We start from the raw sequence: 23340 nt of genomic DNA on the forward strand, positions 1-23340 counted from the left end.
ATGGCATACGCTGATTCGTATATTTATAGGAACCCCTGCCGGGGAACAAGGTAAAATGCGAGGGCGGGCGATAGGCTGCCGTGCTGCCCGCGGGCGACTGCGTCATAACCAAGGTAGATTGCGCGCCGTCTCAACGTTCAGGCTCCCCGCCTCTGGCGGCCCGGTCGTGCTCACTTCCGCTTCCTGCCGCTCCACGTCCTGGCGCCGGCGACCCGGAAGCAGTCGTCCCTGCATGACTGCGGCCTTCATTCGCGCGAGCTGCCGGGTATCCGGCATTCGGCGCTCGCGGAGATCCTTCATGCGGTGAACGTCCATCGGATACGAGAGATCTCGTCGCGCCTTCCTGGGCGCGATCCGCGCTTGCGCATCTCCCCTGGCGTCCGGCGCTTCCGTCGCGTCCGGCATGTCCAACGCTCGGGCCGCCGCCTGTTCGGTCGCCGCCTGGATCGGCCGGACCAGATGCAAGCCGGATGGACGCCGACGATCGGCCAGGCTGCGCTTAGGCTGCATCGGCAGCGCTTGTCCGGCTACCGAAGACGACAGCCCCGGCGACGGACGCGCCGCCGCGGCCTCCAGCCGCCGTACGGCCAGATAGACTTGCTCGGCGATCGCCTCGATCCGTTCGTCGGTCAGCGTGCGGACGCTTCCGCCTGGCGCCTTCCGGTCGCCGAGCCTCACCTTATTACCCCCGCCAAGCTTGCTCTGAATCCGCAGCACCATTCGAATCGCTCCCTCTTTTATATTTGAAAACATCGCTTTAGCTCACCGTCCTTGGCCGCTCGAACCGGGATGCGCCCGACCACCGGAAGGACGCCCATTCGGGCTGATGTTTGCTGATGCGGGTGACGACGACCGTCATATCGTCCTTGACGCCGCCGCCCGGATGCTGCCGCAGGGCGATGTCCAGCAGCTCGTCCGCGATCTCCTGCGGATCCTCGGTCTCGATCTCCTGCAGCACCCGCTTCATCCATAGCTCCTTGTTCATCGCGTGCACGGCGTGGCCCGGCGAATCGAGGATGCCGTCCGTCATCATGACCAGCGTATCGCCCGGCTGCAGCTGGACCCGCAGCACGTCGATCTCGATGTCCTGCAGGATCCCGATCGGCAGATTGCCCGCGGCGATCGGGATGACCTCCCGGCCGCGCTTGATGAAGCTCGGCGTGGAGCCGATCTTCAGCATCGTCGCATTGGCGCTGTACAGGTCGATGAGCGCCAGGTCCACCGTCGCGAACGACTCCTCGGGCGAACGCAGCATGAGCACCGAATTGACGGACTTGATCGCGAGCCGCTCGTCGATCCCCGACTGGAGCAGCTGCTCTAGCATCGACAGCGCCGCGCTGCTCTCCATCCGGGCCCGCGCGCCGTTGCCCATGCCGTCGCTGAGCGCGACGGCGTACTTGCCGCTGCCGAGCTCGATCGCGCTAAAGCTGTCGCCCGAGAGCACGTCGCCGTCCTTGGCCGCGCCCGCCATGCCGGTCTCAACCTCGTATGCCTTCGCCGAACCGAAAGACACGGTCGTGAACCGGTCCGGCCGGTCGGAGGTTCGCTCGTGGCGGACGGACACGGTCTCGCCGAGAATGTCCGACAGGAGCGGCGCGATCACCTTGCGGCTTTCGTCGAAGCCGGGCTTGAACGCGTGGACGATCTCGATGTCGATCTGCCCCTCTTCGAGGCTCACGATATCGATGTGCTGGATGGCGAGGCCCAGCTTGTCCAGCTCCTCGCGGATCTGCTCCTCCTGATGGCTCTGCTCGCGCGCCTCCCGCCGGATCTCCTTCACCAAGTCGTCCATGACTTGGGAAACGCCCGACAGCTGCTCGGCGACGAGCATGCGGCTGTCCTGCAGCTGCGTCCGCCAGTGCAGATCGTGACGGTACAGCTCGTACTGGCGCTTGAGCACGTCGAGGACTTGCGGGACTCTGACGCACTGCTTGTGCAGCGGCTTCGGGATGTCGGCGGGAGAGAGCTCCGGCCGTTCCTCGACGGCGGACATCAGATCGGTCATCAGCTTGTAGGTCTGGAAAAACTGCTCGTCCCAGCAGGCTCCGCGCTTGTGGCAAGTGGCGCAGTTGCGTTCGTGGACGGCGTTGATGAAATGCTCGAAGTCCTGGTTTTGCCTGGCCGTCTCTCCAGCCTGCGTCATCTGCGTGAAGCTTCGGGACAGTTGGCGGAACACCTCGGAGAACCGCTCGACCCGCGCGGCCGTGAGGTCGCGAACTTTTTGCGCGTATTCTTGCTGATTGCGTGCATAATTGGAGGTACCCGGCACATATTGTGCTATAGAGTCCGTCCAAGACTTCGGCGTGAAGGCGATCAGGACGGAAGCGGCCAGCGAAGCCCAGATCGACGCCATCGTCTCGGCGGAGCTGCCCGTGTAAAGCGCGAGCACCGTCGTGCCCAGCAGAAGGCCGAACACGGCAGCCGCCTTGCCGCCTTCGCGGAGCAGGCCTGCCAGCAAGCCGCCGAAGGCGAGCAGGCTGATCTGCGGCACGGATCCGAGATCCGACAGGCTGAGGATGATCCCCGCGACGACGCCGGCGGACGTCCCGAGCGCCGGTCCCGCCGAGAGCGCGAACAGCAGGACGATATATCGCGTGAACACGGCGACCAAGGCGACGCCGTAGATCGTCCAGCCCGTGAGTCCCGTCATCACCGAGGCGAGCAGGATCATGAGGCCGATCCACTCCTCGTGCCGCAGCTTGGCCGCCTTCGAAGCCCTGGTCAGCAGCGGCATCGCATGCACGAAGAGCAGCGTGAGCACGAGGGACAATCCGGCTTCTACGCCGGTCAGCAGATACGGCAGCCAGCCCCTGTCGTCCTGCATGACGGTGCCGAACAGTCCGACCAGCAGGCAGGAAGCGAGGACGACGATCGGCGCGTGGGACAAGTCGGCGCGTTCATACGCTTCCAGCCCTCGATACAAGAGATAGATGACGCCGATCTGCGCAGCGATGGCAGCCGGCTCCGGGGCCTGCGCCCAGAAGCTCCCCGCGATCAGCCCAATCGCCGCCCACCAGGCATGCTCCCTGCGCATATAGAGCGTGACGCCGTAGTAAGCCGCCGCAAAAGGCGCAATCCCTTCCAGCATAGAGGCGCGGCCGAGCAAAAATCCGAGAATCGCGACCGCCAGCAGCCATAAACCCTTTTTCCTTTCCAGCGACGTACCCCATATACTTCGCTCCTTCGCGGCGCCCGCGTGGCCGACCGCGGCCAAGGCGACGCCTCCCGTCATTGAAGGCCCTTCCTTTCTGCCGAACCACTGCTTCCCTTTGCTTTTCCCGCTTGCCTTGCGCTTGTCCGCTGCTGCCGCGCCCGCGTCTTGCCCCGACCGGGGAACGAACGGAATGACGGATGGCTTGTCCATGCCTGGCACCTGCTTTCCTATGTTCGATCGCGTGAATGTTTTTAATTATAGAAGCGCGCATTCAGGAAGTTTGTCAGACCGCGTTGGCGAACGAAAAGTTTTTTCCGACAGATCCCACGTCCGAAAAGGCGCTTGGCGCGGTTCCGATTTATGGCGGCGCGATGCGGTTTATGCTGTCTTTCTCCGCTTCGGCATCCCTGAAAAACGTTTAAAACCGCCGCTATCCGACGGCATATCGGGGCCGCTATGCTGACGGCATTCGAGAACGGTTTGGCGTACGGACGCGAATCGCAGGCGACCTGCGGCGACATGGAATTACTTTCGGGCGATATGCTATGATACGGGGGTGAAAACAGGACAAGGGGGATTATGAAGAATGAATATCAAAAGGACGCGTGCCGTCGGCGTACTGCTCCTGCTCGCTGCCGTATTCCTGCTGGTCGCGGGCTGCGGCAGTCGCAACAATCAGAACGAAACGGGCGGCGCTTCCTCCCCGGCCGCGACCGCAACGGCTTCGCCATCGCCTTCGGCATCCGCATCCGAATCGGCGGCGCCTTCATTCGATCCATCCTCGGACAACGACCCGGTCGTCACGATCGAAATGGACAGCGGAGACAAGATCGTCATCGAGCTGTATCCCAAAGTCGCGCCGATTACCGTCAACAACTTCATCTCCCTGGCGAAGCAAGGCTTCTACGACGGCACCATCTTCCATCGCGTCATCCCCGGCTTCATGATTCAGGGCGGCGATCCGGAAGGTACAGGCGCGGGCGGACCCGGCTATACCATTAAAGGCGAGTTCGCTGCGAACAACGTGGACAACCAGCTGCTCCACACCCGCGGCGTCCTGTCCATGGCGCGGAGAGGGGACAGCAACGATAGCGCGGGCTCGCAATTCTTCATTATGGTGGCCGAGACTTATCCGTCGCTAGACGGACAATACGCCACCTTCGGCAAGGTCGTATCCGGCATGGAGGCGGTGGACAAGATCGTCGCGCTGCCGACCGAGGAGCAAGACCGTCCGGTCGATCCGCCGGTGATGAAGAAGGTCACCGTCGACACGAAGGGCGTGGATTATCCGGAGCCGGAAAAGATCGCTGAATAACGGCTCTGAGACAGCGCAAAGAAGACCGCCGGGAGATTTCCCGACGGTCTTCTTTTCATTCTATCCCCTCAAGCACACACCATGCATAAGTCCGCTGTATCCTCGCTTTTCACAGTTGCAGCATCCGCAGTCTTAAAAAGACATCAGCATGCTATTTGGCGACGCTAACGATGAGCAAGACGGCGAATAGCGCCATGAGCGCCATTACGAATTAGAAGAACCATCTTACGGCTGCGGGCATGGCGCTTAGATCCGCCCGTCGCGAAGGAACGCCGACGATCCGATTCATATGGTCGGTCACGTCGTTGAAGACGAGGTTCTCCTACGCGTCTTCCCGCACAACCTCCGTCTGTGTCTCATGCGTTCGATCCTTGCTCATGCGTATCCCTCCGTATTCGCTTACGAATAGGATGCCCTTCGCCGTCAAACGAAGCTTAAGTCGTCCGCAAGAAACAAATAAGCCGGACTGGCGAGTCCGGCTGCATATCTATATCGCACAACACGATCCAATTCCGGGAGGGGCTCCGATCAAGAACGGCGGCCGCCTCGTCCGCCACGCTTGGATTCTGTGCTCTTCTTCAGGTTGGAGATGCGTTCTTCGCTATCCTTCAGGAAGCGGGATACTTTGTCCTCGAAAGTGGCGCGGACCGGTCCTCCGGGTCTGAAGTTCCTGCCTCCGCGATCGCCTCCGCCGCCGCGAGGTCCGCGCGGGGGGTATTGCTGCTGTTGTTGTTGCTGTTGTTCGGGCGGTTTGTCTACCGCTTGCCGGATCGACAGCCCGATCTTCCCGTCTTTGTCCACGTTGATGACTTTGACGGTGACGGCGTCGCCGACCTTAAGGTGGTCCTTGACGTCCTTGACGTAGCTGTCTGCAATCTCGGAGATGTGCACGAGGCCCGTAACGCCGCCGGACAAGTCCACAAACGCTCCGAAATGCGTGATGCCGGTTACTTTACCCTCTAATTTGGAGCCCACTTCGATGGCCATAAAAACCGAATTTCCTCCCTGAAGAAAGTGTGCCGAGATCCTAGCGGCTTCAAACGATAAGTCCGGCTGTGCTGATTATAACCGATCTAGAAAAGCAAGGTCAACCGACGTCCGCCCTTGCGGGGCTTGGCCTCCCGGATTTCTCAAGGGGTTTTCGGCTCGACGATGATGGTTTTCTCGCCGGGACGAACCATTCCTTGCTGCCTGGCAATCTGTCCGATATACTCGTCGTCATGCAATCTGACGATCTCCTTCTTCAACGTCTCGTTCTTCAGCTGGACCTCGGATAGCTTGGTCTTCACGTCGTGCAGCTGCGAGGAGCGCTCGGACGTGTGCTGCTGCTGTACGACCAAGGTGTAGACCGCCCAGCTCATGAACAGGATGACGAAAAGAAGCAAAAGTTTAAGACGTCTCTTGAGTCCGACCGAAGCCGGGGTGTTCGCTGTCGTACGGGTTGGCATTCGGTCGTTCCTCCTAGAAGTCCTTGCGCGCTATAACATGGTGCACTAATTATAGCACAATCTCGAGAAACCGAAATATCCTTCTTGCGTCCCGCTTTGCGGACGGATCGTGTCGATTACTCGTCGGGATCGGACTTGTCGGCAGGATCGTCCGGCCCTCGCAAAACTTGCCAAACTTCCTTTACCCGCCCTGCGGCTCGCTGAAACCATTGCCCCGCCCGATTCAATTGCTTGCGAACCGGCAGCAGCCTGTCCCACAGCCAACGGCCCGGCGGTCCGAGCGGGCGGAGGAGCAATTTGACCAGCCATAGCAGCAGCGCGGCCGTCACGACGAAGACGGCGTCGAGCAGGCTCGCGAGCGTACGCACGATCCAAGTCAGAGGGACGACAAGCAAAATCCGCACGATTCGCCAGAGGAGCAGCCCGAGCTTGCGCAGCGTCTCGAACATCCAGCCTGCCGCCCGCAATACATAAGAGCTGAACAAGCCGAAGTATGCGCACACGCCGATGCCGATGCCCAGGAATACGTAAAGACGTACTTCGCCGTAATTGACGCCGAGCAGGATGCGGAACACGATCAGCGTAGCGGCGATCCAGTAGAGGAGATCGATCGCCGGGAGCAGCCAGCGGCGAAAACGAAGACGAGCGGCGGCGGCCCGATATATATCGAATACGGTGCCCATGCCGAGCCCGCACAGCATCATCGCGCCGATCGTCGACCAGTGGACGGCCGCGTTCACCGGAAGAGCTTTCCGAGCAGGCTCTTCGACTTGGCGGCGGCTTTGCCGTCCAGGTAGACGAACGAGTCGATCGTGCCTTCGATGGTCACGAGTCCTTGCTCCAGACTCAAGTTTTTCATATGAAGGTTATGCCCGCGCACCGCGAGCGGCCCGCAGGACGTGTCCAGCAGAAACTCCTCGCTGTCGAAGCTCTCGACCTGGCTCACGCCCGTGATATCCATCAATTTGCGGTTCTGCAGACGAACATCCTGCACCTTGCCGCTCTTTCCCTGGTCCATGGCGCGTCCCTCCTTTTAGATGAGACTAGCATATGGGCCTGTACGGGGAATTAGAACGGACATGCCGGAGAATCCGCGCGGGCATAAAAAAATCCTTTATCCCCGGTCGGGAGATAAAGGATCTTCAGAGGAAAAAGTCGTCGCTCTCGCGCTTGCGCACTTCTTCTTTGACGATAGAGTAGAGCCCTTCGGCGTCTTCCTTTTTGGTCGATTCGAGCAGCTTCTCCACGCGGACCGTCAGGATGCGCTGGCCATACTGGATCTCAAGCTCGTCGCCGATCTTCACGTCGGCGCTCGGCTTGGCTTCGCGCCCATTGAGAAGGACGCGTCCTTGATCGGACACGTCCTTCGCGACGGTGCGCCGCTTGATCAGCCGCGACACCTTCAAAAATTTATCGAGGCGCATGAATTACTTGACTGCGTCCTTCAGCTTGTTGCCGGCTTTGAAGGCAGGAACCTTGGAAGCGGCGATCTCGATCGTCTTGCCCGTTTGCGGGTTGCGGCCCACGCGGCCGGAACGGCTGCGCGTCTCGAACGTGCCGAAGCCGATGAGTTGAACCTTGTCGCCGGACGCCAGCGCGTCGGATACTTCGCCCAGGAAGCTGTTCAGTACGTTTTCTACGTCCTTCTTCGTCAGGCCGCTTTTTTCGGAGATGTTGTTGATCAGGTCGGTCTTGTTCATGGTTAATATTCCTCCCGTAATTGGAAATCCTAAATTGGTTGGCGCCGTTCGCCTTGAATCTTGTTGTTGACGCAAAAGCACGAAGGTTACTATTCTTCACCTGCCGATAAAATCCTGCAAAATCCGCGAAAAATTATTCGAAAAAAAGCGGAAAAGCGCGGCCTCGAGCGAAAAATAGAGCCTTCGAACTAGTCGGCGGCGTGTTTAGCCTCTTGCCACCAACCTTCCATCTCTAGTAAATCAGTTTCGTCAAACTTGCGGCCGCTTATACTTAACCGTTCTTCGATATAGCGAAAACGGGCGGCGAACTTGCGGTTCGTGCCTGCTAGCGCCTCTTCGGGGTCCGCATGGATAAAGCGCGAAGCGTTCACGACCGCGAACAAGAGATCTCCGAACTCCTCCCGCTGCCGCTCCGCCGACTCGCCCTTCACCGCCGCCTTGAGCTCGTCCAGCTCCTCGGCGATCTTGTCCCATACGCCCTCGAGATCCGGCCAGTCGAAGCCGACGCCGGACGCCTTCTTCTGAATCTTGTGCGCGCGCGGGAGCGCCGGCAGGTCCTTCGGGATGCCGTCGAGGAGCGACACGCGCTCCGGACGTCCCTTGAGCCGCTTCTCCTCCGCCTTCATGGCTTCCCAATTGCGCAGCGCCTCTTCGGCGTCGCCCGCATTCTCGGTGCCGAACACATGCGGATGGCGGAAGATCAGCTTGTCGTTCAGCTCGGCGAGTACGTCGAACACGTCGAATGCGCCCGTCTCCTCCTCCATCTGACTGTGCAGCAGAATCTGCAGCAGCACGTCGCCGAACTCTTCCTTCATGCCGTCCGGATCGTCGAGATCGAGCGCTTCGATCGCCTCGTACGTCTCTTCGATGAAGTTGCGGCGGATCGACTGATGCGTCTGCTCCCGATCCCAAGGGCAGCCCTCGGGGCTGCGCAAGATCGATACGATCTCGTGCAGCCGTTCGAACGATCGCCGCTGGAGCCGGGTATCGTCGCTGGCGGGAACGTAGACCAGCGTCAGGTTGCCGTAGTTCTCCTGGCGGTCCAGATCGTGGAGCGGAATACGCGCGATGCGCTCTTCCCCCGCGATGCCAAGCGCCTGGCCGAGCACGATCTCGTGATCGTCCGGGTAGACGCCCATCAGCGTGAGCTTGACGTCCGAAGCGGTATAAGCGTCGTAAACCTGGCCGACGACGGTATGCAGCGACGGGCGCAGGTGCTCGCGCTTCAGGCCGGCGGCGTCCAATAGCTGAAAGCCTTCGATCGGATCGAAGCCCAGCCGCACGAACGCCTGGTCGAGGAAGCTCTCCCCGCCCAGGATGCGAAGCGAGACGCCTCGCGCTTCGGCGCGCTGGCGCAACAGCTGCACGGTGCGCTCCGCGACCATCGGATGGCCCGGCACGGCGTATGCGACGGCCTGCTCCGGATTCGCGGCCGCCTGGCCTAGAAGCGTCTCCGCGATGTCTTCGTACACCCGTTCGAAGCTGTCGCTCCGCTCGTACAGCGCGTCGAACGGCTCCATCGCGATGCCGCGCCTCGCGAGATCCGCGACTGCCGGGTGGTCCGCGGTGCGGCAATAGCGAATGTCTGCGGACTCCAGCGACTTCAGGATGCCGAGCGTCAATTGATCCTCTCCGCCGGAGCCAAGCCCGACGACGATGATGGATGGGGGCATGCGATACTCATCCTTTCCGGTGCTCGAAGGTCGATAAGCCAGTATAGGTTTAAAATGGGGGCGAAGTCAAAATGAGGAGTGAGATGCGGCGAGGGGACGTGCGATAGGGGTCTGAGGACCGTTATTTTCTTACATAGCCCCGCCATTCAATCGATAGCGGCACTGAGCACCGTTATTTTCTTACGTAGCCCCACCTTGCGCACAATAGCGGCTCTGAGCACCGTTATTTCCCTACTCCCACTCGCCATTCCCATAATAGCGGCACTGAGCGCCGTTATTTTCCTACTCCCGCTCGCCATTCCCACAATAGTGGCACTGAGCACCGTTATTTCCCTACTCCCACTCGCCATTCCCATAATAGCGGCACTGAGCGCCGTTATTTTCCTACTCCCGCTCGCCATTCCCACAATAGTGGCACTGAGCACCGTTATTTCCCTACTCCCACTCGCCATTCCCATAATAGCGGCTCTGAGCACCGTTATTTCCCTACTCCCGCTCGCCATTCCCATAATAGCGGCACTGAGTGCCGTTATTTTCCTACTCCCGCTCGCCATTCCCATAATAGCGGCACTGTGCGCCGTTATTTCCCTACTGAGCTAGCTACTTTTTACCGTTTTAACGCTATCCCTTTGAATCAGGAAGGCTTGGTACGGAGCGTTGCCTGATCGAAGGGGATAGCGTTAAAATACCCCGCCGGCAGACGATCGGCGGGCACGCGAAGTTAAGGCGAGGGCGGCGTGCCGCCTTGTTCGGCCGCAGTCTTGCCCTCCCGGCGCGAAGCCGGCTGCAGGCGGAGCAGCCACCGCTCGGCGCGCGAGCCGGAGATGCCGGGGAGCGCGCGCCATTCGCGCGGACCGATCGCGCCGGAGGCGGCCAGCGCCGCCGCGAAGGCGAGCGCGCCTAGCGCGATGCACGGCAGCGCCGTGAGCAGCGCCGCGGCGCGCGGAGCAAGCCCGCGCGTAAGCGCGGACAGCGCGAGCGAGCCGCCGCCGGCGGTCGCGGCGAGTGCCGCCAGCGCGAGCGCGGGCCGGCCGGCGGAGACGAAGCGCGGGGCGGGCAGCGCACCCAGGCGGTGCAGCGCGCGCAGGTTGAGTGCCGCCGCGACGCCATACGCGCAGGCGGCTGCAGCTGCAGCGCCGGCGATGCCGAAGGCCGGCACGAGCGCGGCGTTGAGCGCCGCCTTGACGAGGGCGGCAAGGGCCAGGTGGACGGCCGGCGCGCGCAGGTCGCCGAGCCCCTGGAGCACGGCGGCGCTGACGGCCTGCAGCGCGGCGCCGAGCGCGGCGGCGCCGAGCACGGCCATCGCGGCGGTCCCGCGGGCGTCGGCGAACAGCGCGACGTTGATCGGCCGCGCGAGGATTGCCAGGCCCACGGCGGCCGCGCCGCCGAACCACCAAGCCAGCCGCATGGCGAAAGCGGCGCGGGCTGCGCTCTCGGCGTCGATGCCGGGCGCGGAGCCGCGGCCCATCGTGAGGCTGGGAACCAACGCCGCGGCGGCCCCGCCGGCAGCCATGGACACCAGCTGCAGCAGCGCGACGCCGCGGTTGTATTCGCCGAAGGCGGACATCGCGGCGGCAGCCGTGTCGCCCGCGCTCTGCAGGAACCGCGGCAGCGTAAACGCGTCGATCAGGCCGAACAGCGGCGCCACGACCGAGCCGGCGGCGACGGGCAGCGCGACACGTATAATCCGGCGAAGCAGGACGCGGCCAGGCTCTCTCGGTACGGCGGCTTCCGCATCTGCGGCGGAAACGCTGCACTCGTCGCGATCGTAGGCCCGGCTGCGCCGACCGGAGATCAGCATCGCGGCCAGGCCGGCTGCCGCGCCGGCCGCCAGCCCGCCGTGCACGGCGGCAGCCGTCGATGCCGCCGACCAATCCCGCTGCAGCGCCCAGCCGAGGGCGCACAGCATGAAGGCGACGCGGGCGCATTGCTCCGCGAGCTGGGACAGCGCCGGGCGGCCCATCTCGAGCCGTCCCTGCGAATAGCCGCGCAGCGCGGCCGTCAGCGGCGCCGCGAGCAGCGCCAGCGAGGAGGCGCGTATCGCGTCCGCCGCCTCGGGCGCGCCCATCCAGGCGGCCAGCGGGCCGGCCGCCGACCACAGAACGACGAACGCGAGCAGCCCGCTCGCCGAGAGCAGGACGGCGGCATAGCGAAGCAGCCGCCGCGCGCCGCTTTCGTCTCCTGCGGCGACGCGCTCGGCGACGAGCGCGGACACCGCGACGGGGATGCCCGCCGCCGCCAGCGTCATCCACATGACCGCCAGCGCGTACACGGCGCTGTACAATCCGAAGACGCGGTCCCCTGCCAGATTTTGAAGCGGTATCTTCTGCAGCGTGCCGATGAGCTTGGACAGCAGCGCGGCGCCCCCGAGCAGGGCGGCGCCGCGCATGAGTTGCGAGGATTGGCTTTTCAAGACGCTTGGCCGGCCGCGGCATGCCGCGTTCGGCGCTCCTCCGTTCCTGCGAATAAGTGAAATCATTATAGCACAGGGAGGTAGCGTCCGAATTGCACTGCAAAACCGCATATCCGCACTTCTCGCCGCCGGCACGGCGACCTAACGGCAAAAAGAGCGCCGCTCCATCCGACTTGCGGACAGCGCGACACTCCTATGACCGATAACTGCCAGCACGCTTTTTCGAATTCGCTCGTCTCCGCGCTACGCTCCGCTTTCCACTTTTCGCAAGATAAATAGTCCCGACTGCTCCTCCGCGTAGTCTGCGAACGAGCGCCCCTCATTCATAAGAACAGCGCCGGCAAGACGCTTGACCGATCTGCTGTCCAGGTCGTCCGGCAATGCGCGGCATGAACGGCCAGACGTTCGCCTAGCCGCTCGGGCAAGTCGGGCAGCCTGCTGGGATGCGACGAACGCGCCGAGCATGGCGATCCGCGTGTAATAATCGAATTGCACAACCGTGAGCGTTTTCCAAAACGTTTCGGTTTTTGAGGAAACAAACACGCCTTCAGTCATCATGGCGTGAAGCCAAACGATTACACGGATAAAGGCGCGGTGCTCTGACGGACGATCAATTCAGATTGAAGCGTAATCTTGCGGCCGATGTCCCGGTTCTCCAGCATATCCACCAAAAGCTGCGCGGCTTGGTAGCCCATCGCGTAGCGGTCCTGGCGAATCGTGGTCAGCGGCGGCGAGCAGTGCGCGGCGATGGCGATATCGTCGTAGCCGACGATCGACATGCGCTCCGGCGCCCGGTGTCCTAGCCGCTCCAGCGCCCGCAGCGCGCCGAGCACCATCAGGTCGCTTGCGGAGAAAACGGCGGTCACGCCTGGATGCTGGTACAAAATGCCGTACATCGCCTCGAACCCGCCTTCTTCCTTAAAACCCCCGTTGTAGATCAGCTTAGTGTCGAAGGGAATGCCGGCGGCCGCTAGCGCGAGCTTGTAACCCTCCAGCCGGTCTTGGCTGACGGCGGCTTCGTCGTGACCGTTGATCATGGCGATCCGGCGGTGGCCGAGCCCGATCAGATGATTCACGGCCGCGGCGGCGCCGCGTACGTTGTCCGTCGTGACGTGCCCCACGTTGCGGCTCTCGGCGGGAATATCGATGAGCACGCACGGGAAGTTCGTCTTGTGAACGACTTCCTCGAGGTACGGGTCGTGCAGCCGAAGGCCTGACAGAATAGCGCCGTCGACATTGCGTTCTTTGCACAGATCGGCGTACGACTTTGACAGCTGCTTCTTCGGATTGGTGCTGAAAAGCAGAATATCGTAGTCGAGCTCGACCGCGCGGTCGTTGATGCCGCACAGCGTCTCGAAGGCAAGCGAGTCCTTCGCGCCTTCGCGGTTGATCTCGGACAGAATCACGCCGATGGTCCGCGTCTTCTTGGTCACGAGGCTCCTCGCCACGGCATTCGGGCGGTAGCCCATCTGATCGGCGAGCGTCTGTATGCGCTTGCGGGTCTTCTCGTTCACGTCGCTGTAGCCGTTGAGCGCCCGAGAGATGGTCGTAATGGATACGCCGGCGGCCTTGGCCAGGTCTTTGATTGTCGTCAACGCATCCACCCCTTCTCCAAAACGTTTCGGAAGCTCGTGAATTCATTATAATTCTTCATGTAACCTTTGCAACGTTAAATTAAAGCATATCTGCACAAAAAAAGCTTCCGGGTCCGGATCTCTCCGTTCGCGAAGCTTGATTTGTGTCTGATTAAGCGACCGCGTTGCAGCTGTTATTGCTCCATCTGCTTGGCTAGGAACCCGGCAGCCGTCTCGACCATCTTGCTTTCCATCTCGCCCATTTTCCTGCCCTCTTCGCGGCTGAGCAGCACGACCGTCCCGATCGGATCTCCGCCGGCCACGATCGGCGCGGCCACGAACGCGCTCAGCGTCTCGGTGTTGTCGCGCAGCAGGTCGAATTGCCCCCCGCTTGCTTCAAGCGTGATTTTGCGGCTTTCCATGCAATTTTCCAGCGTCTGTCCGATCGGCTTTTCCAGATATTCCTTCTTGGACGTGCCGGCAACGGCGATGACGGCGTCACGATCCGAGATCAGACAAATATGACCCGTGCTCTCGGCGAGCGACTCGGCGTACTCCTTGGCGAAGTCGCCCAGTTCGCCGATCGGCGAATACTTTTTAAGAATGACTTCCCCGTCGCGGTCCACGAAAATCTCAAGCGGATCTCCTTCGCGGATGCGGAGCGTCCTGCGGATTTCCTTCGGGATGACTACCCGGCCCAGATCGTCGATGCGGCGTACTATTCCGGTTGCTTTCATGGTTGCGAGATGCCCCACTTTCCTTGGATGTTTTGGACCATGGCCCGAAGCCGCATCAGTTACGGCATACGGCATGTATGACGAACGCGGTAGCTCAGGGATAAGGATTGATCTTTTACCATGGGAGTAGTATTTAACCCCTCCCAATTTCTTATGCGCTCGCCCACAGGCGGGCATATCGACCAGTCCTCGGTTTCCATTAATTACCCTGCGTCGCCTTGGAAGAATCAATGAAAGCGATTTCCGCCATTTTGCCCCCTTTTCGGTTTTTTTCATTTCGTTCAAACCGCTTTTCCTTCTCGTGCGTTACCTCTAACATCACCCAACTCATATTTGGAGGTCATGCGAATGAACGGATTCGGAAAGTGGATGGCAGCATTCTCTCTTGGCGCGGTCCTGCTGATGCCGGCCCTGGCGTCGGCGGCGGATACGCCGGCCGCAACGGTCCAGCCCGGCGGCGCGGCGGTCAAGACGGACGGTCAAGCGGCCGCGGAGCTGGGCTTGCTGATCGGCGAGGGCAGCGGCGTCACCGTCGAGTACTTGGCTAAAGGCACGACGCGCATCCAAGCGGCCATCATCTCGCTGAGACTGCAAGGGAAGCTGGAAGCGGCCAAAGCATACGAAGGCACCGACAGCTTTGCGGACGCCAATCTCGCCGGCGCGAGCAACCGGCCGATTCTGGCCTTCCTGCACGGCAATCCCGAATACGGCTGGAAGGGCGAGGGCGCGAACCGTTTCAACCCGCTCGCGCCCGTAAGCTCGCAGCAGCTGTACAAAGTGCTGCTCGAGACGCTGGGCTACCGTTCGAATACGGACTTCGCCTACAAAGATACGGAAGCGTTCGCGTCCGGCAAAGGACTGGCCTCGATCGCCGGCACGCCGGCTCTTACGAATTCGCATATGGCTGCCGCGCTGGTCGAGTCGCTGTCGGCGCCAACCGCGATGGGACACTCGCTCTTCGACATGCTGCAGATGGAAGGCGTTCTTCCGGCAACCGCGAAGCTGCCGGCCGGAGAACGTATCACGCTGCGACATGATGCCGCCGGCGACGCCTATTTAGCCGACGGGAAAGGTCTCACGCTGTACTATTTTTCGAACGACGCGGACGATCTCGACGCTTGCCAAGGTCAATGCGTCGCCAATTGGCCGCTGCTGACCGCCGACGAGCTGCGGATTCCGGCCGGCCTGGATTCGGCGGACTTCACGGTCGTCACGCATGCGAACGGCGTTAAGCAGTGGATGTACAAAGGCTGGCCGCTCTATCGGTTCGTCAAGGACGCCAAGGCTGGAGACACGCTAGGCGAGGGCGTCGGGGGCATATGGTTCGAGGCGAAGCCGGACTATCGCGTCATGATCGGCAAGAGCGCGGAGCTGGGCAGCTACCTGACCGACAGCGCGGGCCGCACGCTCTATTATTTCGACAAAGATACGCCGCAGACCAGCGCCTGCACGGACAACTGCCTGGCGAACTGGCCGGCCTACGGCGCATCTGCCGGGAAAGTGCCGTCCACTTTGAACGCGGCGGACTTCGGTACGATTACCCGCCCAGACGGAAGCAAGCAGGCGGCTTTCAAAGGCTACGCGCTCTATTATTTCGTGAAGGACACGAAGCATGGCGACGCGACCGGCCAGAACGTTAACCAAGCGTGGTTCGTGGCGGACCCCGCCAAGTTCACGGGCACGACCGCAGGCCAAGTTGCGCCCGCGGCGCCTGCCGAGCAGACCGGCAAGACGTACCGCGTCGACATTAAGGACTATTCGTTCGGGTCCGGCCCGCTTACGGTCGAAGCCGGTTCGACCATTATTTTCACGAACTTCGACGATATGAAGCACAATGCGGTAGCGGTGGACGGCAGCTTCGCAGGTCCGCTGCTCGCCAAAGGCGAATCCTATACGATCAAGTTGGATAAGCCCGGAACGTACGATTATTACTGTCAGCCGCACAAATCGTTCATGACCGGCCAAATTATCGTAAAATGAGAGGTGCAGGCGAATGAGAAGCTTCCTCGCGGCGCTCCTAGTCGCAGTCATGCTGGCGCTGTCCGCTTGCGGCGCTTCATCCGATAAATCGGCTGAGGCGGATGACGAGCATGCCGCCCACTCGGCAAGCGCCTCGGCGCAGACGCAGACGGCCTCTGCTTCGGCGGAAGACGGCGCGCAGCCGACAGCGAGCCCGCAAGCCTCGGCGCAGGCGCAGACAGCCGCCAGCACGCCGACTGCGACGCCGGAACCCGCAAGCGCTACGCCGAAGCCGACTGCGACGCCGCAAGCGCAGCATTCCGGCGGAACCGATGACGGCGGCGGACATTCGGGCGGAGCGGACGACAGCGGCAGTCACGCCTCCGCATCGCACAAGCCGTCTCCTTCGGCGGACGCGGTCAAGACCGCCAGTCCGCGCCCGTCTTCGGGCACGAAGGGAACCCCGTCGCCGTCGCCCAAGCCGTCTCCCTCCGCCTCGGCGCAGGATGACAAGCACGGCGGTAAAGGCGGAAGCGACGACGAGAAGCCGGCAGCCAAGACGTATGTCGTCGAGATCGCCGACTTCAGCTTCACCGTGGAAAAGCTGGAGATTCATCCGGGCGACTCGGTCAAGTTCGTGAATCGAGATAAAGTCAAGCATACCGCCACCGCTGACGACGGCTCCTTCGACACCGGCCTTCTCGGCCAGGATGAATCGAAGACGGTGGTTTTCGAGAAAGAAGGCGAATTCGGCTATTATTGCACGCCCCATCCGGGCATGAGGGCGACGATCGTCGTCAAGGCCGATTGAGCGCCCGCGCGCACATATCCGAGCAGGGAGACCGGCAAGCCGGTTCCCCTGCTTTTGCCGTATCGCCCGCCGCGATCGACCGATTGGAACGCCGCATGCGCGAAGGCGTTCCTCAAGCCGACCTTGGAGGCTATGCCCCTATGCATCATTTATCCGACTATGAATTAATGCTGCTTGTCAAGCTCAAGCGGCAAGAAGCGCTGTCCGTCCTATACGACCGTTTCGCGAGTCTCGTCTATTCGTATGCGTTCAGAGCCGTCCGGGACGAGCAGGCCGCGCGGGATATCGTGCAGTCGGTATTCGTGCGGCTATGGACGACCGACTCCGATTACAGCGAAGAAAAAGGCAAATACGCCAACTGGCTCATTACCATCACCCGCAATATAACGATCGACTGGCTGCGCAAGCAGCGCAGAGAGTCGGCAGGCATCGTTCCCTATACGTCCGAGCAGCTGGCGAGCATTCCCGGCGACGAAGACGCTTCGCCCGAAGCCAGCGTCGAGCGCGAATCGCTCAAAGGTCAAATTCGCGTCGCCTATCGCTATTTAACCGGTCCTCAGATCGAGCTGCTGGAGCACTTTTACTGGCAGGGCTTCACGCTCAGGGAGCTGGCGGCCCGATACGGGGAACCGCTCGGCACCGTGAAGAACAGGCTTCATCAGGCTTTGAAAATATTGCGCAGACATCTGGCCTTGGAAGGAGAGTGATGACGATGCATGATAAGCAAAAGCCGCTATGCGATCTGTGTCTATCCGTGCTGACCGGCGAGTGCAGCGACGAAGAGCGGCTCGCTTTCGAACGTCATCTTCCGGGCTGCGAAGCCTGCCGGGCCGAATGGAACGATTTGCAGCTCGCATGGGGGGCGCTGTACGCTGACATGGAGAACATCGAACCGCCCGAGGATCTGAAGCGCCAAGTAATGAATGCAGCGCTGGAGGCGGATCTGGCTATCGCGAGAGCGGGCGGAAAAAGAGAAGCAGGCCCTGTCGAAAACAGACGGGAAAACAGACGGACGGGAAGAAGCCGCTGGCTCGCGGTCTCCGCATCCGTGCTCCTGATTCTGCTGGCGGCTAGTTCCGTCTGGAATTTCAAGCTCTCCCGGGAAAACGATGCAAGCCCGCTGCCGATCGAACGGGCGCTATCCGTGCCGGCATCGCAAGTAAAGCTCGCCGTCCCGCTCCAATCGGAGGCGCCCGAAGCTTCCCAGGCGTTCGGCATCGCCTGTATCGTCGACAACGGAAAGAGCCGCCAATTCATCGTCTACGTCTACGGCGCTTCGCCGACCAGCGGCGATGAAGCCTACCAGGTCTGGCTGCTCAAGGACGGCGTCCGCAAGAGCGCAGGCACCTTCCGCGTAGCCGACAACGATCAGGGCCTGGGCGTGCTGGCCATGCCGATCGAGGCGGCGAACCTGGACTTCGACAAGATCGGCATCACGCTCGAGCCCGACGACCGCGGGGATCAGCCGCGCGGGGAAAAGATGTTCGGCTCTGTCTAATAGGCGTCTTAAAACACCGCAAAAACCAAAAATCCGTCAGGGAAGCTCGTCCTGACGGTTCTTTAAGGTTTTGACGGGAAAGTAATAACTGCAGTAATACATCTAATTTTACCGGTATCGGCCATATTGAAAAGGATAGATGCAAAAGTGCATTTAATTCCATCAAGTAAACGAACTACCGGTACATGATTCGAATATAACTGCACATTTGCACTTATTTCATCACGCGCAGCTGCTCGCCAGAAAATAAGTGTACAAATGCAGTTATTTCGACAATAAACCTACGCTCGCAGATATTCATCGAAGATCATTTCGGATTTGCCAAAAAAAGCACCCGGCTCCGCAGCCGGGTGCTTTCATGCATTCTTTTTACTTGCTGGATGCGCTGGCCGATGGGGATGCGCTGGCCGAAGGGGATGCCGGCGCGCTGGCCGAAGCCGACGCGGATGCCGAAGCGCTAGCCGATGGCGACGGGGAAGGCTCGGCAGGCAGCGTGACCTTGATCTTCAGCTTGTCCGTTTCTTCCTGAATGTACGTCTGCATCTTCGGATCGACGAGCGTCGAGACGATCGCGTCCATGTCCGTCTGGGACAGCTTGTCGTAGGTCGCGGCTTCGCGAGCTTCGACCTTCATCACGTGGTAGCCGTACTCCGTCTTCACCGGATCGCCGATGACGCCGATCGCCTGCGTGTTGGCCGCGTTCTTGAATTCTTCGACCCAAGTCTTCGCTTGCGTCTTATCATACAGGCCGCCGTTGTCCTTGGAGCCGGTGTCGTCGGAGTATTCCTTCGCCAGCGCGGTCCAGTCTCCGCCGTCCTCCAGCTTCTTCTTCACTTCTTGCGCGCGCTTCAGCGCGTCCGCGTCGGAACGCTCCTTGTTCGTAGCAGGATCCGTGAAGGAGACGAGGATATGGCGTACCGTGTCGACGTTGTAGTCGGCCGGTGCCTTGTCGAACTCTGCTTTGACGTCGGCGTCTTTGATGGTCGCCTTCACTTCGTTTTCCTTGGCGGTGCTGATCTCTCCGCCCGTCGCCAGCGTGACGACGAGGTCGACCATCTCGTCTTCGGTGATGTTGTTCGTCTTCATCGCGTCCTTGAGGGACGCGCCGTTCGTCTCGTCCTTCAGCGCCGTGTCGAGCTGCTTCTTGAACTCGTCGGCCTGCGCCTTGCCGGCTTTCTTCTGCTCGTCCGTCGCGCGTTCCGCGAACGCCTTTTGCAGGATGTATTGCTTGACGATCTCTTCCTTGTACTGCGGGATCGACAGATACATCCCCATCTGCGGGTTGGTCACGTTCATGAACGCTTCGTACTTGCCGAATTCGGCTTGCTTCAGCTCTCCGCCGTCCCAGGTGGCGAGCACGGTGTCCGGATCTATGCTAGCGGTCGGGCTGGCCGAGGCCGAGGCCGAAGCGGACGCCGACGCGCCGGAATTTTCGTTTTTACCTTTGCCGCAAGCGGTTGCCATCGCGGCGAGCAGAACGAGGGCCGCCAGCAGAAAAGCGAACCGACGGTACGTTCCGCGTTTATTGTAGGGCATTTTGCAATTCCTCCTTGGATTTTGTCGCTTCTTTATATTGTAACAGAAACTCTTCTACGAGCGCCAACATGGAATCGTCGTCGAGCCCCTTGACCCGGATGCGCACGAGCGGATGCGGCGTCTGCTGCACTAGCTGCACCCGGCCTTGGTATCGGCCCTCGAGCGCCTTGAATTTCTTGGCGTCGAGCTCCGCGCTGCGGCGCTCCTCGAACTTGATCGTCAGGTCGTCGTTGCGGTTGACGATCGACTCGATGCCGTAGACCCGCGCGAGCGCCTTAATTCGCGCTACGCTCAAGAGGCTCAGCACCGGCTTCGGCGGATCCCCGAACCGGTCGACCAGCTCCTCGAGCAGGTCGCTGACGTCGTCTCCCGAGGCCGCCGCAGCCACCTTCTTGTAGATCTCGATCTTCTGGATGCTGTCGTAAATATATTCGGGCGGCACGTAGGCGTCCACGCCAAGGTCGAGCTGCGTGTTGACCGGCGGCGGAGGCGGCGCCTTCTCGCCGTGCCACTCGGCCTTGCGCGCGTTGACCTCCTCGGCCAGCATCTGCGAGTAGAGGTCGAAGCCGACGGACGCGATGAACCCGTGCTGCTCCGCGCCGAGCAGGTTGCCCGCGCCGCGGATGGAAAGGTCGCGCATCGCGATCTTGAAGCCCGAGCCGAGCTCGGTGAACTCCTTGATCGACTGCAGCCGCTTTTCCGCCACCTCGTTAAGCACTTTGTCCCGTTGGTAGCCGAAGTACGCATAGGCGATCCGGTTAGACCGTCCGACGCGTCCGCGCAGCTGGTACAGCTGGGACAGGCCCATCTTGTCCGCGTCGTGCACGATCAGCGTGTTGACGTTCGGGATGTCCACGCCCGTCTCGATGATGCTCGTGCTGACGAGCACGTCGTATTCGCCGTCGAGAAAGTCCAGGATCGTGCGCTCGAGCTCCTGCTCGGACATCTGGCCGTGCGCGACCGCGATCTTGGCGTCCGGCACGAGCGCCGAGATCTGCTCGGCCATCTGGTAGATGCCCTGCACCCGGTTGAACAGGAAGTAAACCTGTCCGTCCCGCGCCAGCTCCCGCTCGATCGCCTCCCGGACGAGCGTCGGGCTGTATTCGACCACGTAGGTCTGGACGGGAAAACGGTTCTCCGGCGGCGTCTCGATGACCGACAGGTCGCGCACGCCGAGCATCGACATGTGCAGCGTCCGCGGGATCGGGGTCGCCGTCAGCGTCAGCACGTCGACGCTCGTCTTGAGCCGCTTGAGCTTCTCCTTGTGCGAGACGCCGAACCGCTGCTCCTCGTCCACGATGAGCAGGCCGAGGTCCTTGAACACGACGTCCTGCGACAGCAGCCGGTGCGTGCCGATCAGCACGTCGACGGTGCCGGCCTTGACGCCCTTGATCGTCTCCGTCTGCTCCTTGCGCGTGCGGAACCGGCTCAACACCTTGATGTTGAACGGATAGCCGGAGAAGCGCTCGCGGAACGTCTCGTAGTGCTGCTGCGCGAGGATCGTCGTCGGCACTAGCACGGCGACCTGCTTGCCCTCGATGGCCGCCTTAAACGCGGCCCGGATCGCGACCTCCGTCTTGCCGTAGCCGACGTCGCCGCAGAGCAGGCGGTCCATCGGCCGGGGCTTGCGCATGTCGGCCTTGATCTCCTCGATCGCGCGCAGCTGGTCGGTCGTCTCGTCGTAGGGGAACATCGCCTCGAATTCCTGCTGGTACGGCGTATCCTCGCTGAAGCCGTAACCCTGCGTGGCCTGGCGGTCGGCGTACAGCTTGATCAGGTCGTCGGCGATATCCTTGACCGATGAGCGCACCTTGGACTTGACCCGGTTCCACTCCGCGCCGCCGAGCTTGCTTACCTTCGGTTCTTTTTCGTCCGAGCCGACGTACTTCTGAATCAGGTCGAACTGCTCGACCGGAATGGACAGCTTGTCGCCGCCCGCGTAGATGACGTGCAGGTAGTCCTTGTGGATGCCGCCTACTTCAAGCGTGCCGATGCCCATATATTTGCCGATGCCGTGGTTCTGGTGGACGACGTAATCGCCGACCTTCAGCTCCGTATAGCTCTTGATGCGCTCGGCGTTGTCCATGCGGCGGTCGACGCGGCGCGCCTTCCGCTGCTTCTGGGTGAACATCTCGCCCTCGGTGATGACGACGAGCTTGACGGAAGGCATCTCGAACCCGCTCTGCAGGTTGCCCTCTACGATCTCCGGCGTCTCGATCTGATAGTCGTCGAGCACGCGGCGCATCCGCTCGGCCCGCTCAGCGCTGCCAGCGAGCATGACGATATGCGCGCCGCCCTTGCGCCAGCGCTCCATCTCCGCCTTCAGCAGGTTCATCTGCCCGTGGAAGCTCTGCATCGAGCGGCAGACGAAGTTCACGATGTTCTGCGGCTGCGTGTGCGGGATCTGGCGGACGAACAGCGACAGGTACACCGTCTGGAACGTACGCGGATACAGCGCCTGCTCCGCCGGCACGGCCAGCGTGAAGCCGGGCAGCGACTTGCCTTGCGACAGCAGATGCGTCGACCATTCGGTCTCGTCCCGCTCCAGCTGGCGCGCCGTCTCGGCGAGTCGGTTCGGCTCGTCCATGATGAGCAGCGTATCCTTGGGCACATAATCGAACAGCGTCTGTCTTTCGGGGTAGAGCAGCGAGATATATTTATAGATTTCGGAAAAGTACGTATTTTGGCGCAAGTCGTCGATTTCCCGGGTAATCTCGGATTTCAGGCGCTCCTTGGCCTGGCGGTCCGCCATCTTCTCCAGCTGGCCCTCGAGCAGCTCGAAGGCATGCTGCGCCGCGTTCGCGAAGCGCCGCTCGTCGGCGATGATCTCGCGGCACGGACGCACGGTATAGCTGTCCAGCTTTTCGATCGAGCGCTGGTCCGCCGGATCGAACGTACGGATCGAGTCGATCTCGTCGTCGAACCATTCGACGCGCACCGCGCTCGCGCTCGTGAGCGGGAAAAAGTCCGCGATGCCGCCGCGCACGCTGAGATGCCCCTTCTGCTCCACGCGGTCCACGCGCTCGTAGCCGAGCCCGATCATGCGCCGGAGGAATTCGTCCATCGGCAGCGTCTCGCCCGCGCGCAAGGTGATGAAGGCGCTCGCCATCGTATCCTTGCTCGGCTGGAAGCGGCGCACGCCGGAGAAAGGCACGACAATAACCCCGCGGAAGCCTTCCGCGAGTTGAAGCAATGCATCCATGCGCCTAGCCGACGTCTCCGGACTCGAGATCGCCGTCTCCGCGGCGATCAGCTCGTTGGCCGGGTAGAGGAGCACTTCCTCCGCGGTCAGGCATTCCTGCAGGTCCTCCGCCATCTTCTGCGCGGAGAACATATTGTGCGTGACGACGAGCACGGGTCTCCCCAGCTCCCGGACGGTCGCGGCGATCATGACCTGCCTGGCCGAACCGGACAGCCCCGCCACCAGCTGCTCCCGCATGCTGCCCCGAAGGCCTGCGAGGACGGACTGGAAGTCGGGGTCGGTAGCTAACGTATTCATTAGCGGCTTCATCGCTTTTCCCC

General features: G+C 61.6%; 20 protein-coding genes. 6 read left to right on the top strand and 14 right to left on the bottom strand.

Annotation, left to right across the window (positions count from 1 at the left end; all coding sequences use genetic code 11):
* Nucleotides 1–102: 102 nt before the first annotated feature.
* Nucleotides 103–720 carry a hypothetical protein gene (locus BM235_RS29365; RefSeq protein ID WP_090117823.1) on the bottom strand — a complete coding sequence of 206 codons (618 nt, stop codon included), beginning with the start codon at nt 718–720 and terminating at the stop codon, nt 103–105.
* 37 nt (nt 721–757) lie between these two features.
* On the bottom strand, nt 758–3364 hold the full coding sequence (gene spoIIE / locus BM235_RS29370; RefSeq protein ID WP_090117824.1) for a stage II sporulation protein E: 2607 nt from the start codon (nt 3362–3364) through the stop codon (nt 758–760).
* Nucleotides 3365–3740: 376 nt separating this feature from the next.
* On the opposite strand from spoIIE, the gene BM235_RS29375 reads away from it, so the two are divergent.
* The gene (locus BM235_RS29375; RefSeq protein WP_090117825.1) at nt 3741–4469 is read left to right on the top strand and encodes a peptidylprolyl isomerase; all 729 of its coding nucleotides are present in this window, start codon (nt 3741–3743) and stop codon (nt 4467–4469) included.
* 528 nt (nt 4470–4997) lie between these two features.
* Here BM235_RS29375 and BM235_RS29380 read toward each other — a convergent pair.
* The 7 genes from BM235_RS29380 to mazG all read right to left on the bottom strand — a co-directional run bounded on the left by BM235_RS29380 (nt 4998) and on the right by mazG (nt 9290).
* Nucleotides 4998–5456, bottom strand: a complete 459-nt coding sequence (locus BM235_RS29380; protein WP_090117826.1) for a S1 domain-containing RNA-binding protein — start codon at nt 5454–5456, stop codon at nt 4998–5000.
* Between the two features lie 143 nt (nt 5457–5599).
* Nucleotides 5600–5917 (bottom strand): FtsB family cell division protein, encoded by a 318-nt coding sequence (locus BM235_RS29385; protein WP_090117827.1) that lies wholly within the window; start codon nt 5915–5917, stop codon nt 5600–5602.
* Nucleotides 5918–6033: 116 nt separating this feature from the next.
* Nucleotides 6034–6657 carry a spore cortex biosynthesis protein YabQ gene (gene yabQ / locus BM235_RS29390; protein WP_090117828.1) on the bottom strand — a complete coding sequence of 208 codons (624 nt, stop codon included), beginning with the start codon at nt 6655–6657 and terminating at the stop codon, nt 6034–6036.
* Nucleotides 6654–6935, bottom strand: a complete 282-nt coding sequence (yabP, locus tag BM235_RS29395) for a sporulation protein YabP (protein ID WP_090117829.1) — start codon at nt 6933–6935, stop codon at nt 6654–6656. Before yabP ends, yabQ begins: the two co-directional genes overlap by 4 nt.
* A 124-nt stretch (nt 6936–7059) precedes the next feature.
* Nucleotides 7060–7341 carry an RNA-binding S4 domain-containing protein gene (locus tag BM235_RS29400; RefSeq protein ID WP_090117830.1) on the bottom strand — a complete coding sequence of 94 codons (282 nt, stop codon included), beginning with the start codon at nt 7339–7341 and terminating at the stop codon, nt 7060–7062.
* Nucleotides 7342–7344: 3 nt separating this feature from the next.
* Nucleotides 7345–7617, bottom strand: coding sequence for an HU family DNA-binding protein (locus tag BM235_RS29405; RefSeq protein ID WP_090117831.1), 273 nt, complete (start codon nt 7615–7617; stop codon nt 7345–7347).
* Between the two features lie 188 nt (nt 7618–7805).
* Nucleotides 7806–9290: a bifunctional methyltransferase/pyrophosphohydrolase YabN gene (gene mazG, locus BM235_RS29410; RefSeq protein ID WP_090117832.1), complete on the bottom strand. Its 1485-nt coding sequence runs from the start codon at nt 9288–9290 to the stop codon at nt 7806–7808.
* A 195-nt stretch (nt 9291–9485) separates the two neighbouring features.
* Here mazG and BM235_RS31800 point away from each other — a divergent pair, with 195 nt between their 5' ends.
* Nucleotides 9486–9890, top strand: a complete 405-nt coding sequence (locus BM235_RS31800) for a hypothetical protein (RefSeq protein WP_143106753.1) — start codon at nt 9486–9488, stop codon at nt 9888–9890.
* Between the two features lie 121 nt (nt 9891–10011).
* Here BM235_RS31800 and BM235_RS29420 read toward each other — a convergent pair whose 3' ends face one another.
* The 3 genes from BM235_RS29420 to spoVT form a co-directional block, all read right to left on the bottom strand.
* The gene (locus BM235_RS29420; protein ID WP_158544131.1) at nt 10012–11703 is read right to left on the bottom strand and encodes an oligosaccharide flippase family protein; all 1692 of its coding nucleotides are present in this window, start codon (nt 11701–11703) and stop codon (nt 10012–10014) included.
* Between the two features lie 575 nt (nt 11704–12278).
* Nucleotides 12279–13298 carry a LacI family DNA-binding transcriptional regulator gene (locus BM235_RS29430; RefSeq protein WP_090117836.1) on the bottom strand — a complete coding sequence of 340 codons (1020 nt, stop codon included), beginning with the start codon at nt 13296–13298 and terminating at the stop codon, nt 12279–12281.
* 173 nt (nt 13299–13471) lie between these two features.
* Nucleotides 13472–14014: a stage V sporulation protein T gene (gene spoVT / locus BM235_RS29435; protein ID WP_090117837.1), complete on the bottom strand. Its 543-nt coding sequence runs from the start codon at nt 14012–14014 to the stop codon at nt 13472–13474.
* Between the two features lie 348 nt (nt 14015–14362).
* Here spoVT and BM235_RS29440 point away from each other — a divergent pair, with 348 nt between their 5' ends.
* The 4 genes from BM235_RS29440 to BM235_RS29455 all read left to right on the top strand — a co-directional run bounded on the left by BM235_RS29440 (nt 14363) and on the right by BM235_RS29455 (nt 18282).
* Nucleotides 14363–15994, top strand: a complete 1632-nt coding sequence (locus BM235_RS29440) for a plastocyanin/azurin family copper-binding protein (RefSeq protein ID WP_158544129.1) — start codon at nt 14363–14365, stop codon at nt 15992–15994.
* 13 nt (nt 15995–16007) lie between these two features.
* Complete coding sequence (locus tag BM235_RS29445) at nt 16008–16784, top strand: plastocyanin/azurin family copper-binding protein (protein ID WP_090117839.1); 777 nt, start codon at nt 16008–16010, stop codon at nt 16782–16784.
* 140 nt (nt 16785–16924) lie between these two features.
* Complete coding sequence (locus BM235_RS29450; protein ID WP_090117840.1) at nt 16925–17491, top strand: RNA polymerase sigma factor; 567 nt, start codon at nt 16925–16927, stop codon at nt 17489–17491.
* A gap of 5 nt (nt 17492–17496) precedes the next feature.
* Nucleotides 17497–18282, top strand: coding sequence for an anti-sigma factor (locus tag BM235_RS29455; protein ID WP_158544127.1), 786 nt, complete (start codon nt 17497–17499; stop codon nt 18280–18282).
* Nucleotides 18283–18651: 369 nt separating this feature from the next.
* On the opposite strand, the gene BM235_RS29460 is transcribed toward BM235_RS29455, so the two are convergent.
* Both BM235_RS29460 and mfd read right to left on the bottom strand, forming a co-directional pair.
* Nucleotides 18652–19818, bottom strand: coding sequence for a peptidylprolyl isomerase (locus tag BM235_RS29460; protein ID WP_090117842.1), 1167 nt, complete (start codon nt 19816–19818; stop codon nt 18652–18654).
* Nucleotides 19805–23329: a transcription-repair coupling factor gene (gene mfd, locus BM235_RS29465; RefSeq protein ID WP_090117843.1), complete on the bottom strand. Its 3525-nt coding sequence runs from the start codon at nt 23327–23329 to the stop codon at nt 19805–19807. Before mfd ends, BM235_RS29460 begins: the two co-directional genes overlap by 14 nt.
* Nucleotides 23330–23340 lie beyond the last annotated feature (11 nt).

Origin of the sequence: Cohnella sp. OV330 (assembly GCF_900112065.1) — a bacterium.
In the GTDB taxonomy this organism is placed as follows: Bacteria; Bacillota; Bacilli; order Paenibacillales; family Paenibacillaceae; genus Cohnella.